The following is a 13224-nucleotide window of genomic DNA, read 5'->3' on the forward strand; positions in this document are numbered from 1 at the left end:
GCCATTCTCAGCGCATTTACACAATCATCTGACAATCAGCATCTTATCGCACAAAAGCTTCATTCAACTCTCCACATCCATCCTTCAACCTTGCAAAATATGCCTAACCGCAGTGCGAAACATGGCTAACCAAGACTCGAAACATGGCCTTTCGCATCTCAGTTTGGCATGTCTCGCAACTCGAAAGATGCCTAACCGCAGGCGTTTCTGCTATTTCAGCCACCAGATTCTCGCAAAAATAACATTTTCGCACGCTAGTTCACTGGAAACACCCCACTAACTTTTTAGCCAAAAATCAAGACAGCGCCCACAGATTCCACGTAGCTGCCACCTTGCCGTTTGCCAAAGGGAGCTAAAAAAAACGAATGGGCGAAGTTGAAGTCGCCCATTCGTTTCATATCCAATCATTTGTTAGATTGAGGCTGTTTTTAGAATGTGATCACTTTCACAGAATAGGGTTCGAGTTCCACCTTTGGGCCAACCTCAACGCCAGTTGTCTCCACAACGGTACGCTCAGAGGGTTTGCCTGCAAAGCCTTCAACCTTTGCACCAGTGGGGATAGCGAGCCCCTGCAACGACACGGAGAGGCTGGCAGGCAGGGCATTAACCAACTTAACGATGGTCTTGCCCGTCTTGCTATCCCTCACCACGCTTGCTGCCACGCGGTGGCTCAGCTCAGGGCGTACGCTCATCTTCGAGCCCACATACACATCGCCACTATGGGTACCCCATAAACGCTGAGTGTGGTAACTCGGTGTCAGGCAGGTAATGGTGTCGTTGTTGAAGTAAATCATGTCGGGGTTCCAATTGGAATAGCCGTCCTTACACAACAATGGCGCGTAGCTTGTCATGGACACCACATCACCATTGCGCTCCAAGCCACAGAGATACATGGCCTCAACGAGAGCACTCTCCACCGTGCGGGTGCTCGAGGCGTACTCACCTAAATACACCTTGGGCGCATTGCGGTCGTAGTGGTCGTAGTAGTCTTGATGGTGCATGAACCATCCCGGCGACTCATAATAGTGCTCGTCAACAAGATCGAGAATGTCTTTGTGTTCCTTGGCAAACTTCCAGCCCTCCACATAGTCGGCCGACGGGTCATGGAAGGGACCCACTGTACCTACGACTATCATATTGGGATACTTTGCCTTGATGGCCTTGCAGATCATCTCGTAACGCTCCTCAAACGTGGTGGAGATAATGTCCTCGTTGCCGATACCCACATATTTGAGTCCAAATGGTTCGGGGTGGCCGGCCTCGGCGCGCATCTTGGCCCATTTCGACGTGGCGGGGTCGCCATTGGCCCACTCTATCATGTTGAGGATTTCTTGGCAATAGGCAGGCATGTCTTTCATGGGGATACCACCCTGCTGCCCCCCAAGGCCTTCCTTGTTGGGAACGGAATTTTGACAGGGAACACCTGCTGCCAACACAGGCAACGGCTCAGCCCCAAGGTCTTCGCAAAACTGGAAATACTCGTAGAAACCCAAGCCGCGAGTCTGATGGTAGCCCCAAATGTTCTTATCGGGCTTACGGTCTTGCCAAGGTCCAACGGTATGGTTCCAATGGTAGATGTTGTCGAGGCCCTGTCCGTGACTCATGCAACCGCCTGGGAACCTCACAAACTTTGGATGGAGAGCGGCAATGGCCTCGGCCAAGTCCTTGCGGAGCCCATGCCCCTTGAAGGTCTCATGGGGGAAGAGGCTCACCATATCGATCGCCACATGACCTTCCTTGAGCGGTGTCAGAGCCAAGCGCACCTGTCCCTTCACCGCTTTCTTATCCACTACCAGCGGAAGGGCATAGCGATTCCAGCCTTGGCCCTCGGTCTTGATTTTCTCCTTGGCATACACCTCACCATTCTGACCGATGAGTTGCACCAACACCTGGTTCTTTTCACCATTCTCATTGCGCAGGTAAACAGAAAAGTCGAACGCTTGGTTAGCTGCTGCCGTGATGCCATCCCACCCTATATTATATAAGGTGTCTTTAGCAGCCACCACTGCATAGTGGGCGTTGTTCTTGCTCAGAGGCACATCGGTCTTCACAACAATGGGGCGGTTCGATTGCCATGCGGTGGTTGACGACCATTCGCGTCGATCGGCCGAGTTGTACTCAAAGTCGCGATTTTGCACCAACTCTGCATACAATCCGCCATCGGCCGCACGACTGATGTCCTCAAAAAACACGCCAATGAGCTTATCGCTAATGGGTTTGGACTTCGAAGCGTCGACGCGGAGGGTGGCGTCGACATGGTTGCCAATGGAGGCAAAACGCTTGGCATCGTCGCGCATCGACTCGCTACTCAGCTCCGCATCGCGACGAACGGCATCGAAATACTGGCAGATGTAATCGAGATGCACCTTGGGCACATCAAACATATTGCCATGACGCAACACGCCATTCACCGTGGCCGTGTCCTTCATCCATGCCGCATCGTCGATGGTACTGGGATCAGGCGACTCAGTAAACTTGCGGAAATCCTTCGATGCCTGCACATAATGCTTCGACCCATCCTTAGCCTTATAATAAATGTCGAACGTTCCGTCGTCCATCTGGAACATCACCGGACTGAGCGCTCCCTTCACGGTGGTCTGCGGATAATCTTGCGGACGCCATGTCACAAGATCCTCACTGTAAGCCGCGGCGAAACAAGGAGAATAGTTGTTCACGCTAAACACAAGTCGCCAAGAGCCATCCTCAGCATGAATCACACAAGGGTCGTACATGCGTTTCTCGCTTCCCCACTGCGCATAATCAGACGAACACAACTGGCCAACATCCATCCAAGTCTCGTCATCAGTGAAATAAGCCAGGTGAAGACCTGCTTTCTCGCCAGGCGAATAGATAAAAACCTCGCACGTCGTATCATTGTTCAATATCTGATAAGCGGGCAACGTTTGTTGGGCTTTGGCCTGAACTGCCGCACAAGCAGCCAGGACAATCAGCAATTTCTTCATATTTTACGGTTCAAGTTGGTTTGTTTTTGAATTGAACGGATAGGAATAGCAAAAGCCATCAAATCATTCCTCTAAATGGCTGAGTGCAGCCTATCTTATGCAAAGATAATGTTTTCCCAACACAATATGGCTTTGGAAAAGCGAAAAAATAGCCAAAAATAAAAAACAAAAAAGGCAGGTAACATCACTGCCACCTACCTTCCAAAACTAGAGAGTTATAAAAAAATCAAGTATTATACGGTTTGTTCTATAATCTTCATGCCCTCTTCCACAGCCTGCATATTCAGCGGGATGAGGCCATGATGACGTTCAGGCAAACTCTTGAAGAGCGCCTTGTTGAGACCGTCGGTGCTCACCACGGGAGCAACCTTCAGCAATCCACCCAGCACAATCATGTTGAAAACCTTGGAATTCTTCATTTCCGCAGCCTTGTCCATGGCGTTGATGCGATACACGTGGATATCCTTACGGTCTGTAGGGGTCATGATGCCATATCCATCATAGATGAGAATACCGCCAGGCTTCACCTTGGGCGCAAACTTATCCATCGACGGCTGGTTGAGGACGATGGCTACATCATATTTGCTCAGGATGGGCGACGAGATGCGCTCGTCGCTAACAATGACGGTCACATTAGCCGTTCCACCTCGCTGCTCAGGGCCGTAGGCAGGCATCCATGTCACTTCCTTGTTCTCCATCAGGCCCGAATAAGCTAAAATCTTACCCATCGAGAGAACGCCTTGTCCTCCGAAACCTGAAATTATGATTTCTGTTTTCATTCGTCCAACGTATTTTTTAAATCACCCTTGACATATTTCTCAAACATGTGCTCCTCCATCCATTGGTTGGCCTTCACAGGAGAAAGTTTCCAACCGCTGTTGCAGGTAGACACAATTTCCACGAGACTGGAGCCCTTACCCTCCATAGAAGCCGTGAAAGCTTTCTTTATGGCGGCCTTCGCCTTGCGAATAGCGCCTACGTTCTCCACGCTTTGGCGAGTTACGTAGCACGTTCCCTCAAGGTGAGAAGCAAGCTCTGTGATGTTGAGAGGATAGCCATGAATCTTCGGATCACGGCCATAAGGACAGGTGGCAGTCTTCTGACCAATGAGCGTTGTGGGCGCCATCTGTCCACCTGTCATGCCGTAAATGGCATTGTTGATGAAGATCATGGTCAGGTTCTCGCCACGGTTGAGCGCGTGAATGGTCTCGCAGGCTCCGATACAAGCCAAGTCGCCATCACCCTGATAGGTGAAAACGAGGCGGTCAGGCCACAGGCGCTTGATGGCCGTTGCCACGGCAGGTGCACGTCCATGGGCAGCCTCCTGCCAGTCGATGTCAAGATAACGATAGGCGAAAACTGCGCATCCCACAGGGCATACGCCCACCACTTTCTCCGACATGCCCATCTCCTCAATGACCTCAGCCACGAGTTTGTGGACCACTCCATGAGAACATCCCGGGCAATAATGCATGGGGGTGTCGTTCATCAGTTCCGGTTTCTTGTAAACAAGATTCTCCGGTGCAATTATATCGTTTGCCATCTTCCTTACCTCATTAATTTGTCCTTCAAAACGTTGACTATCTCCTCCGGATCGGGCACGATGCCACCCAAACGACCGAAATGCTCAACTGGCAGAGCGCCATTGACCGCCAACTTGACGTCTTGGATCATCTGACCGGCGTTGATCTCGCTGACGAGAATGCCCTTCTTGCCCTTTGCGGCAGCGGCAATCTCCTTACTCGGGAACGGCCACAGCGTAATGGGGCGGAACAGGCCCACCTTGATGCCCTCGGCACGTGCCAGTTCAACAGCCTTCTCACCAATACGGGCCGCACTTCCGAACGAAACGATGATGTAATCGGCATCGTCGCACTGCTGCGCCTCGTAGCGCACCTCGTTGTCCCGAATAGTTTGGTACTTCTCCTGCAAGTGTATGTTGCGAAGCTCCATGACCTCAGGCTTCAACTCCAACGATGTCAAGATGTTGGGCTCACGGTCTTTCGTGCGTCCCATAGTTGCCCATGGGCACTCTTTCCTCACCTCTTCCTCAGTACGGCGAGGCTTGAATGGAGGCAACACCACCTTCTCCATCATCTGTCCGATGACGCCATCGGAGAGAATCATGGCCGGGTTACGATATTTGAAAGCCAACTCGAAAGCCAAGTCTACAAAGTCGGCCATCTCCTGAACGGAGTTCGGTGCCAGCACAATGACGTTGTAGTCACCATTGCCACCGCCACGTGTGGCCTGGAAATAGTCGCTCTGTGATGGCTGGATGGTTCCCAATCCAGGGCCACCGCGCTGCACATTGACTATGACGCCCGGTATCTCGGCGCCAGCCATATATGATATTCCCTCCTGCATGAGGGCAATTCCTGGCGACGAAGAGGTGGTCAGCACACGCTTTCCTGCGCCTGCTCCGCCATACACCATATTGATGGACGACACCTCGCTCTCAGCCTGCACAACCACCATACCAGTGGTTTCCCAGGGCTTGAGCAGCGCCAGGGTTTCAATGATTTCACTCTGTGGGGTAATGGGATAGCCGAAAAAAGCATCGGCGCCACATCGGATGGCAGCGTTGGCAATAGCCTCGTTGCCTTTCATTAACACGACTTCTTGTTCTGCCATAGCTTTAGTCCTCCATCTTTTTCTTATAAACCGTAATGCACCCATCAGGACATACGACACCGCAACTGGCGCAGCCAATGCAGTCGTCTGGTCGAGCAGCCTCCACGTACGGATAACCGTGGACGTTCACCTTTTTCTGAGCCAGCGCGATAACATCCTTCGGGCAAGCCACTATGCACAATTGGCATCCCTTGCATCGATCTGTGTTAACGACAATGGCACCTTTAAATTTAGCCATAGGTATAAGATTTAAACAGGTTTGTTATTTCTTCATACTCTGCGTTTGGCCCACGCGGCTTATCCCATCATGGGTTATACGCATCTTTATTATAGAAATTCAAGATGTCCTCGAGCATCGCCTTCGCCTCCACAGCGGGCGACTCGGGGTCGAGTTCTATCGCCTCCATATAGCAATCGAGCGCATGTTTCCAGTCGCCCTGCTGCCTGTAGGCGTTGCCTTTTTGATACCAGTCGGTTGCGGTCATACCTCTTAATAGTAAGCTTTCTTGCCTGCTGCCAACGTATTCCTCATCAAGGAGCAAATGGTCATGGGACCCACTCCGCCTGGCACGGGCGTGATAAACGAGCACTTCGGTGCCACCTCGTCGAATTTCACATCGCCATTGAGGCGGAATCCGCTCTTGCGTGTGGCATCGGGAACACGCGTTGTGCCCACATCGATGACTACTGCACCCTCTTTCACCATGTCGGCCGTCACGAAGTCGGGACGTCCGATGGCAGCGATGATGATATCGGCCTCACGGCATTCCTCCTTCAAGGTCTTAGAGTGAGAGTGGCACACGGTCACTGTAGCGTCGCCATACTGCTTCTGCATCATGAGTTGCGCCATAGGCTTTCCTACGATATTGCTGCGGCCAAGGATGACACATTTCTTGCCAGAGGTCTCCACATGATAGTGTTGGAGCAAGGTCAGAATGCCAAGTGGCGTAGCCGAGATGAAGCACGGCAGGCCAATGCTCATACGTCCCACATTGATGGGATGGAATCCATCGACATCTTTGCGATAGTCGATAGCCATGATAATTTTTTGCTCATCGATGTGCTTTGGCAGCGGCATCTGGACGATGAATCCGTCGACATCCTCGTCTTTGTTGAGACGGTCGACGCAAGCCAACAACTCCTCCTCCGTGACATCAGCCTCGTAGCGGATGAGTGATGACTTGAAACCGCACTGCTCGCAAGCAATCACCTTGTTCTTCACATAGGTCTCAGAGCCTCCATCGTGCCCCACGAGCACGGCGGCCAGGTGCGGTTGCTTACCTCCGCGGGCCACGATGTCCTTCACCTCTTCGGCGATTTGCTGCTTAATGGCAGTAGCTGTCGCCTTTCCATCTATTAATGTGTAAGCCATTGTTCTCCTTATTTATATTTAGGCAAACGGAATTTAATATTTAGGCATGCAGAATCTGTCATTCCCGCATGCGGGATTCCTTGTTGGAGCAAGTCAAACCACCAACTCCGAAATGCGTGTTTTACAGTTTCGGCATGCGTGGCATAGCGCCCTTCATGTCTTTCATTCGCGCCATCATTGACATGGCTTGGTTTCCCGTAACCATCTTCATCATCTTGCGCGTTTGGTCGAACTGCTTCACCAGTCGGTTCACTTCTTGTATGCTGGTGCCCGATCCCTTTGCGATACGCATCTTGCGGCTTTGGTTGAGCACCTCGGGATGCGTACGCTCCTGCGGTGTCATGCTTCGGATGATGGCCTCAATGCCGTTGAACGCATTGTCGTCGATATCGACATCCTTGATGGCCTTACCCACACCGGGAATCATAGAAGCCAGTTCTTTCAGGTTGCCCATCTTCTTGATTTGCTCTATTTGCTTGAGGAAATCGTCGAAATCGAATTTGTTCTTCTGAATCTTCTTTTGCAGGCGCTTAGCCTCTTCCTCATCGAACTGTTCCTGAGCGCGTTCCACCAATGAGACAACGTCACCCATACCGAGGATACGATCGGCCATACGCTCTGGGTGGAACACGTCGATTGCCTCCATCTTCTCGCCCGTTCCGATGAACTTGATGGGCTTTGTCACCACCGTTCTGATTGACAGGGCAGCACCGCCACGGGTGTCACCGTCGAGCTTTGTGAGCACCACTCCGTCGAAGTCGAGTCGGTCGTTGAACTCCTTGGCGGTGTTCACAGCGTCCTGACCGGTCATGGAGTCGACCACGAAGAGCGTCTCGTCGGGATGAATGGCATCCTTCAGCGATGCGATCTCGCGCATCATCGACTCATCGACAGCCAATCGACCTGCGGTATCCACGATCACAACGTCGTGGCCTTTGGCCTTTGCCTCTTGAATGGCATGGAGCGCTATCTCGTTGACATTCTTGTTTTCGTCCTCAGCGTACACCGGGACGCCGACCTGTGCTCCCACCACCTTCAGCTGCTCGATGGCAGCCGGGCGATAGACGTCGCACGCCACCAACATAGGGTTTTTGTGCTGCTTGGTCTTGAGCATATTGGCCAGCTTACCGCTGAACGTGGTCTTACCCGAACCTTGAAGTCCGGACATCAAGATAATGGAAGGCTTTCCCGACAGATGCAACTCGGTGGCTTCGCCACCCATCAACTTGGCCAGTTCATCGTGCACAATCTTAACCATGAGTTGCCCCGGCTTCACAGCCGTCAACACGTTCATACCCAGTGCCTTCGTCTTCACCGTGTCGGTAAAGTTCTTGGCCACTTTATAGTTGACGTCGGCGTCCAAAAGAGCGCGGCGAACATCCTTGAGGGTTTCCGCCACGTTGATCTCGGTGATCTTGCCTTCACCTTTCAGTATCTTGAAAGAGCGTTCCAGGCGTTCACTTAAGTTCTCAAACATTTCTTATCTATTACTTCTTAACTTGATTTTCTTTATTTCAAAAGACATTCCTACGGCTACACGCGCACCGTATCTTGTCGCTTTTCGAATCATCGCCTGCTTTTCCACGAATTGCCAGCGTTGTGCAAACCATTTGTTTTACCAGCCTTTCCGCGACCTTCATCGTCTCCACCTTTTGCAAAAACGGAGCCTACGGGCGCCATGAGAACTATCTCTCAAAAGGCCAAATGCAAGCTATCTTCTGCAAAGATACATAATAAATGGTTGCGACGAAAATAAAAAAGCAAGTTTTTTAAGCCAAATTCGCCATTTGGCCCAAAAAGACAGGAGATGCCGGAAGCTACTTTCCCATCCTACTCATCCAAGCGTTTCTTTCGTGCTTTTGCCTCCGTCCGAGTTTCCACACAGCCCACTACGACTTCTATTGAACCCAAATCGGCATTAGACCGAAATGGGTGAGTTATTATGATTTTATGGTTTCTTTCCAACTCTTGTCAGCGTTTCTTTCGGCATCTTGCTTCCGGTTGCGTTTCGCCATAGCCCGCTATGGCTTCAACGCACCCGTTGCAATCTGCTCGAAACAAACGCAAACAAGAATTGAAATCTAATGACCGATTTAGGTTGAAAATGGCTTGAAACAGCCATAAGCCGTTCCAAGCCATCCTCTTGATATGATGCGATCTATTGAAGAATCTGACGCTTTTGGCCGAAAGGCGCAAAGCTATCAGTGGAAAATCCTGAAGATTTCGCGCGAAGCCTCTGTTAGCGAGTATTATTACTTGCTAAACTTAGCACTGCGACGATGCCCACCGACGGTCCAACTCACGACATACACGCCTGAGGGCAGTGAGTTCACGTCCATCTTCTCTGAAGCCATGAACGAGCCCACCTTGCGTCCCGTAGCGTCGTAGACGTTAACTGTGAACCTCAGAGCGTCAGGCGTTTCACTACCGAAGTGCAGATAGCCCATGTCGCGATTGTAGGCCAGCGCATACTCATCAGGCTCCACGGCACCTATTCCCGTCACCTCAGGCGACAGCTTGTCGCCTTTCTTGAAGTACCACAGACGGTTCTTGCTGGTACCATTGCGCGAGTCGTTTGTGTAGCTCAGGATGTTTGTGTACGCGTTAGAGCTTCCGCCAGACAAGTTGGCGATATGATTCGTGTAAACATTGCGCAGGTTATAATATCCTTCCGTGCCTTGCGGCATGATGTCCCACAGCTGGCGCGTGTCGGTGGTGTCCACCTCAGCCAGTCCCAGTTGGGTTCCCACGTTTGCCGTGGGCGAAGGATCGTTGAGCGCCTTGTTCAATGAGCGGTTGACCAACGAGAAATACTTGCCCACGGGCCGTATGATCCACTCCTCCGCCCGACGGTCGCTTTGGTTGAAATAGCTATAAATCTGATCTGGCGCTCCCCCCTCTATGGCCATGGAATTGCCCGCATTGAGCACCCTATAGTAATAGTTTTCTGCCACGAACGGTGGCGTGGCGTCCGATGGCGTGTCGGGCGTTACGGGCCCATTGGGCTGCTTGGCGGCAAACGCCGAGGAAAGGAATTCGGTGTGATCGCTTACAAACTGCTTGAGGTCGTTCACATATTCCTTGTAACTCGAATACAACACGATCTCATGGTACATACGCGTGTCGATGCCCCACTTGCGGTAGTTCAGCTTTTGCGAGGCGTCAAGCAGCGCGGCCACACTGTCGATCTTCTGATGTAAGAAATCTACCAGTCCATCGCTGAGCGCCTTTTGGTAACGGCGATAGACAAGGCGCGCAAACCAAGGGTCGGTCCACATACGCTGCACCCACACCTTCGAGCCATTGTAAGCCACATTCACCATCAGCTGTCGTGTGGTGTTACTCCCTCCACGATCGGTTCGGTAATCGTTGTTGTAGGCAATATCGTAGTCCCACAGAGGTCCCCAATACAGCAGCGGATCGTTCTGGTCCTTGTAGAAATACGTGCTGTAGAAGCCGTCGACATTGGCCGACACCTCCGTGGCTATGTACCAGTTGGCGAGCGATGTGGAGTCCACAAACCTGCGATAACCTTTATACTCATCGGTGTAATCGCCCGAAATCAAGGCCCCCTCAAACTGATTCACATAATCGTTGATCCACGCCGTCTGCTTGGCCACAATCTCATCGTCGTCGGGGCGATGGATTCTGATGGGCACCCCATAGTAAGAGGTTGCGAAGCAGTTGCCGTCTCGAAATCCGTCTACCTCCAGCAGGTATCCTCCCGAGATGTCCGACGTCTCCGTAAGCGGGAAGTCTTGCTCCACCACATTCACACGATGGGGTCTCACATCCACCTGATCACTAATCTGATACGTGCCCAGGTAGACGCCATTGAGCTCAAGATCCACAAACTTGGCGGCTGGGTTGAACGCCATGCCAAGGAAATCACCCATATACGAAGTGATGGCGTTGCGCATCATGGTCTTATCTGCCGCGTTGGCCAGCAGCGTCCAGCTCTTGGCCTTGGCGTAACCTTTTCCCAAGAATTTCTGCTTCTCCTTGAATTTGATGCGATAAGGCTTCTTGCGCAGGCCCCACGTAGAGTTGCCTCGTCCGCGTATTTGCAGACTGTCGTATTGGGTCACTTGATCGTTCTCATCCACATACACCATCGTGGCATACATGTAAGTTTCTTTGCTCGACACGGCCTTGTTGCCTTCCGTATTGATATAGATGCAAGGCAGGTTGGTCTTACGCACATAAGTTTGTGCACATAAGGCCATTACCCAAAAAGCAAACAGCAGGGGGAGTAACAATCGTTTCATCACATAATCTTTATATTATATACGAAAAGAGGTGGGAATTTCCGCAGTTCCCACCTCTTTTTTTATTCATAAAAATGCATAAAATCACTCGAACACATTCTTTCGAATGCGCGTCAAGTAAGCCTTCATGCCATCGGCGTCTTTGTTGTCGATGATGGCCAGCAGTTCCTTCAACTCCGTGCGTATCTGCGCCACCTGATCGTGGGTATAGGGGTTGAAGAGCACCTCCTGCAGGAGATAGTCGTCCTCCGAGAGCACCCCACGCGCAATGTTCATGTGGCGCTTGAAGGTCGTTCCGGGCGCATCCTGATGCTTCATGACAGCCGAGAACACAAAGGTCGACACGAAGGGTATGCTCAGCGAGTAGGCCACCGTCTTGTCGTGCTCCTCGAAGGTGTACTCATAGATGTTGAGCCCCAACTTCTGATACAGGTCCTTGAAGAATATGCGGCCCATGTAGTCGCCTTCCTTGATGATGATTGCATTCTCTTCCGACAATTGGTTGAGGTTGGCGAAAGTGGGTCCGAACATGGGATGCGTCGACACATAGGGATGCCCCGTCTTCTCATAGAAGGCTTTCAGGTCGGTCTTCACCGATGCGATGTCGGAGATGATGCAATGCTCGGGCAGGTAAGGCAACACCTCCTCGAAGGCCGACAGGGTGTACTTCACGGTCACGGCGTTGATGAGCAGCTCCGGTTCGAAGGCCTTCACCTCGTCGAGCGAGGTAAACCGCTGGCAGTTATAGGTGAAACGCAAGCGCTTAGCGTTGCGCTCGTAGACCGCCACCTCATGGTCGAAACTGAGCAGATCTATGAAGAACGAGCCCATCTTGCCCGCTCCCATGATAAGTATTTTCATTACGATGCTTGTTTATTGGTTGATGATTTCTATCTGTTGGCGCACGCTCTCCTGGTGAATGAGCTCAAAGATGTGGGCCGCACACTCGGGGTCGACGCCACACACGCTGGCCTGGGCGCCACGTTTCTCCAGAATCTCATTGTAGCGATTGCTCTGGAACACGGTCATGTTGTGCTCCTTCTTATACTGTCCGATCTCGCGGCACACGCGCATACGCTTCGACAGCACCTCCATCATCTGGTTGTCGAGCTCGTCGATCTGTCGGCGCAACTGCTGTATGCCCTCGGTGGTTACCTTCTCATCGCGGATGACGAGGAGACTCAGGATATAGTCGAGCACATCGGGCGTCACCTGCTGCTTGGCGTCGCTCCACGCCTCATCGGGGTTGCAGTGGCTCTCCACGAGCAGTCCGTCGAAGCCCAGGTCCATGGCCTGCTGGCACAGGGGTGCGATGAGCTCGCGTCGACCGCCTATGTGGCTGGGGTCACAGATGATAGGCAGGTTGGGTATGCGGCGATGGAGCTCCATGGGAATTTGCCACATCGGCAGGTTGCGGTAAATCTTCTTGTCGAAGCTCGAGAAGCCTCGATGAATGGCAGCCATGTGCTTGATGCCGGCTTGGTTGATGCGCTCCATGGCACCGATCCACAGTTCCAGGTCGGGGTTGACGGGGTTCTTTACAAACACCGGCACATCCACGCCGCGCAGGGCGTCGGCCAGGTCTTGCATGGCAAAGGGGTTGGCCGATGTGCGCGCACCAACCCAAAGCACGTCGATGCCATACTTCAGGCAGAGCTCCACATGCTCGGGCTTGGCCACCTCTGTAGCGGTGAGCATGCCTGTCTCCTCCTTCACGGCCTTCATCCAGGGCAGTGCCTTCTCGCCGTTGCCCTCGAAGCCTCCGGGCTTGGTGCGGGGCTTCCACACTCCGGCACGGAACATGTGGCATCCTTTCTCACTCAACTGGCGGGCGGTGGTCATCACCTGCTCCTCGGTCTCGGCGCTGCAGGGGCCTGCTATGACAAATGGGCGTTCGTTATCGCTCGGCAAGTGCAACGGCTCGAGCTCTAATTCCAAGTTATTATCCATAATGATTTGTTGTGTTATGCGGGTTGTTGTTATGTTA

Annotated in this window: 11 protein-coding genes; all 11 read right to left on the reverse strand. The window is 52.2% G+C overall.

Annotated elements, in window-relative coordinates; genetic code table 11:
* Positions 1-428 precede the first annotated feature (428 nt).
* Positions 429-2963: an alpha-L-arabinofuranosidase C-terminal domain-containing protein gene (locus WKK33_RS04185; protein WP_337932627.1), complete on the reverse strand. Its 2535-nt coding sequence runs from the start codon at positions 2961-2963 to the stop codon at positions 429-431.
* A gap of 233 nt (positions 2964-3196) precedes the next feature.
* Entirely contained in the window at positions 3197-3742 is a 546-nt protein-coding gene (locus WKK33_RS04190) for a 2-oxoacid:acceptor oxidoreductase family protein (RefSeq protein ID WP_215758638.1), read from the reverse strand.
* Positions 3739-4506 carry a thiamine pyrophosphate-dependent enzyme gene (locus WKK33_RS04195; RefSeq protein WP_215758636.1) on the reverse strand — a complete coding sequence of 256 codons (768 nt, stop codon included), beginning with the start codon at positions 4504-4506 and terminating at the stop codon, positions 3739-3741. Before WKK33_RS04195 ends, WKK33_RS04190 begins: the two co-directional genes overlap by 4 nt.
* A gap of 5 nt (positions 4507-4511) precedes the next feature.
* Positions 4512-5597: a 3-methyl-2-oxobutanoate dehydrogenase subunit VorB gene (locus WKK33_RS04200; protein WP_215758635.1), complete on the reverse strand. Its 1086-nt coding sequence runs from the start codon at positions 5595-5597 to the stop codon at positions 4512-4514.
* Positions 5598-5601: 4 nt separating this feature from the next.
* Positions 5602-5835: a 4Fe-4S binding protein gene (locus WKK33_RS04205; protein ID WP_215758634.1), complete on the reverse strand. Its 234-nt coding sequence runs from the start codon at positions 5833-5835 to the stop codon at positions 5602-5604.
* 67 nt (positions 5836-5902) lie between these two features.
* Positions 5903-6082: a tetratricopeptide repeat protein gene (locus WKK33_RS04210; RefSeq protein WP_215758632.1), complete on the reverse strand. Its 180-nt coding sequence runs from the start codon at positions 6080-6082 to the stop codon at positions 5903-5905.
* A gap of 5 nt (positions 6083-6087) precedes the next feature.
* The gene (folD, locus tag WKK33_RS04215; protein WP_337677835.1) at positions 6088-6969 is read right to left on the reverse strand and encodes a bifunctional methylenetetrahydrofolate dehydrogenase/methenyltetrahydrofolate cyclohydrolase FolD; all 882 of its coding nucleotides are present in this window, start codon (positions 6967-6969) and stop codon (positions 6088-6090) included.
* A 121-nt stretch (positions 6970-7090) separates the two neighbouring features.
* Positions 7091-8446: a signal recognition particle protein gene (gene ffh, locus WKK33_RS04220; protein ID WP_215758630.1), complete on the reverse strand. Its 1356-nt coding sequence runs from the start codon at positions 8444-8446 to the stop codon at positions 7091-7093.
* Between the two features lie 775 nt (positions 8447-9221).
* Positions 9222-11237, reverse strand: coding sequence for a CotH kinase family protein (locus WKK33_RS04225; protein ID WP_337932630.1), 2016 nt, complete (start codon positions 11235-11237; stop codon positions 9222-9224).
* Positions 11238-11321: 84 nt separating this feature from the next.
* Positions 11322-12098 (reverse strand): prephenate dehydrogenase/arogenate dehydrogenase family protein, encoded by a 777-nt coding sequence (locus tag WKK33_RS04230; RefSeq protein WP_215758627.1) that lies wholly within the window; start codon positions 12096-12098, stop codon positions 11322-11324.
* 12 nt (positions 12099-12110) lie between these two features.
* Positions 12111-13175 (reverse strand): bifunctional 3-deoxy-7-phosphoheptulonate synthase/chorismate mutase type II, encoded by a 1065-nt coding sequence (locus tag WKK33_RS04235; protein ID WP_337469793.1) that lies wholly within the window; start codon positions 13173-13175, stop codon positions 12111-12113.
* Positions 13176-13224: the final 49 nt, after the last annotated feature.

It is taken from the genome of Hallella sp., assembly GCF_037460745.1.
In the GTDB taxonomy this organism is placed as follows: domain Bacteria; phylum Bacteroidota; class Bacteroidia; order Bacteroidales; family Bacteroidaceae; genus Prevotella; species Prevotella faecis.

Bases quoted from the DNA above. Each gene is read 5' to 3' on its own strand.
- WKK33_RS04185 (WP_337932627.1), bottom strand. From the start codon at position 2,963: ATGAAGAAATTGCTGATTGTCCTGGCTGCTTGTGCGGCAGTTCAGGCC.
- WKK33_RS04190 (WP_215758638.1), bottom strand. From the start codon at position 3,742: ATGAAAACAGAAATCATAATTTCAGGTTTCGGAGGACAAGGCGTTCTC.
- WKK33_RS04195 (WP_215758636.1), bottom strand. From the start codon at position 4,506: ATGGCAAACGATATAATTGCACCGGAGAATCTTGTTTACAAGAAACCG.
- WKK33_RS04200 (WP_215758635.1), bottom strand. From the start codon at position 5,597: ATGGCAGAACAAGAAGTCGTGTTAATGAAAGGCAACGAGGCTATTGCC.
- WKK33_RS04205 (WP_215758634.1), bottom strand. From the start codon at position 5,835: ATGGCTAAATTTAAAGGTGCCATTGTCGTTAACACAGATCGATGCAAG.
- WKK33_RS04210 (WP_215758632.1), bottom strand. From the start codon at position 6,082: ATGACCGCAACCGACTGGTATCAAAAAGGCAACGCCTACAGGCAGCAG.
- folD (WP_337677835.1), bottom strand. From the start codon at position 6,969: ATGGCTTACACATTAATAGATGGAAAGGCGACAGCTACTGCCATTAAG.
- ffh (WP_215758630.1), bottom strand. From the start codon at position 8,446: ATGTTTGAGAACTTAAGTGAACGCCTGGAACGCTCTTTCAAGATACTG.
- WKK33_RS04225 (WP_337932630.1), bottom strand. From the start codon at position 11,237: ATGAAACGATTGTTACTCCCCCTGCTGTTTGCTTTTTGGGTAATGGCC.
- WKK33_RS04230 (WP_215758627.1), bottom strand. From the start codon at position 12,098: ATGAAAATACTTATCATGGGAGCGGGCAAGATGGGCTCGTTCTTCATA.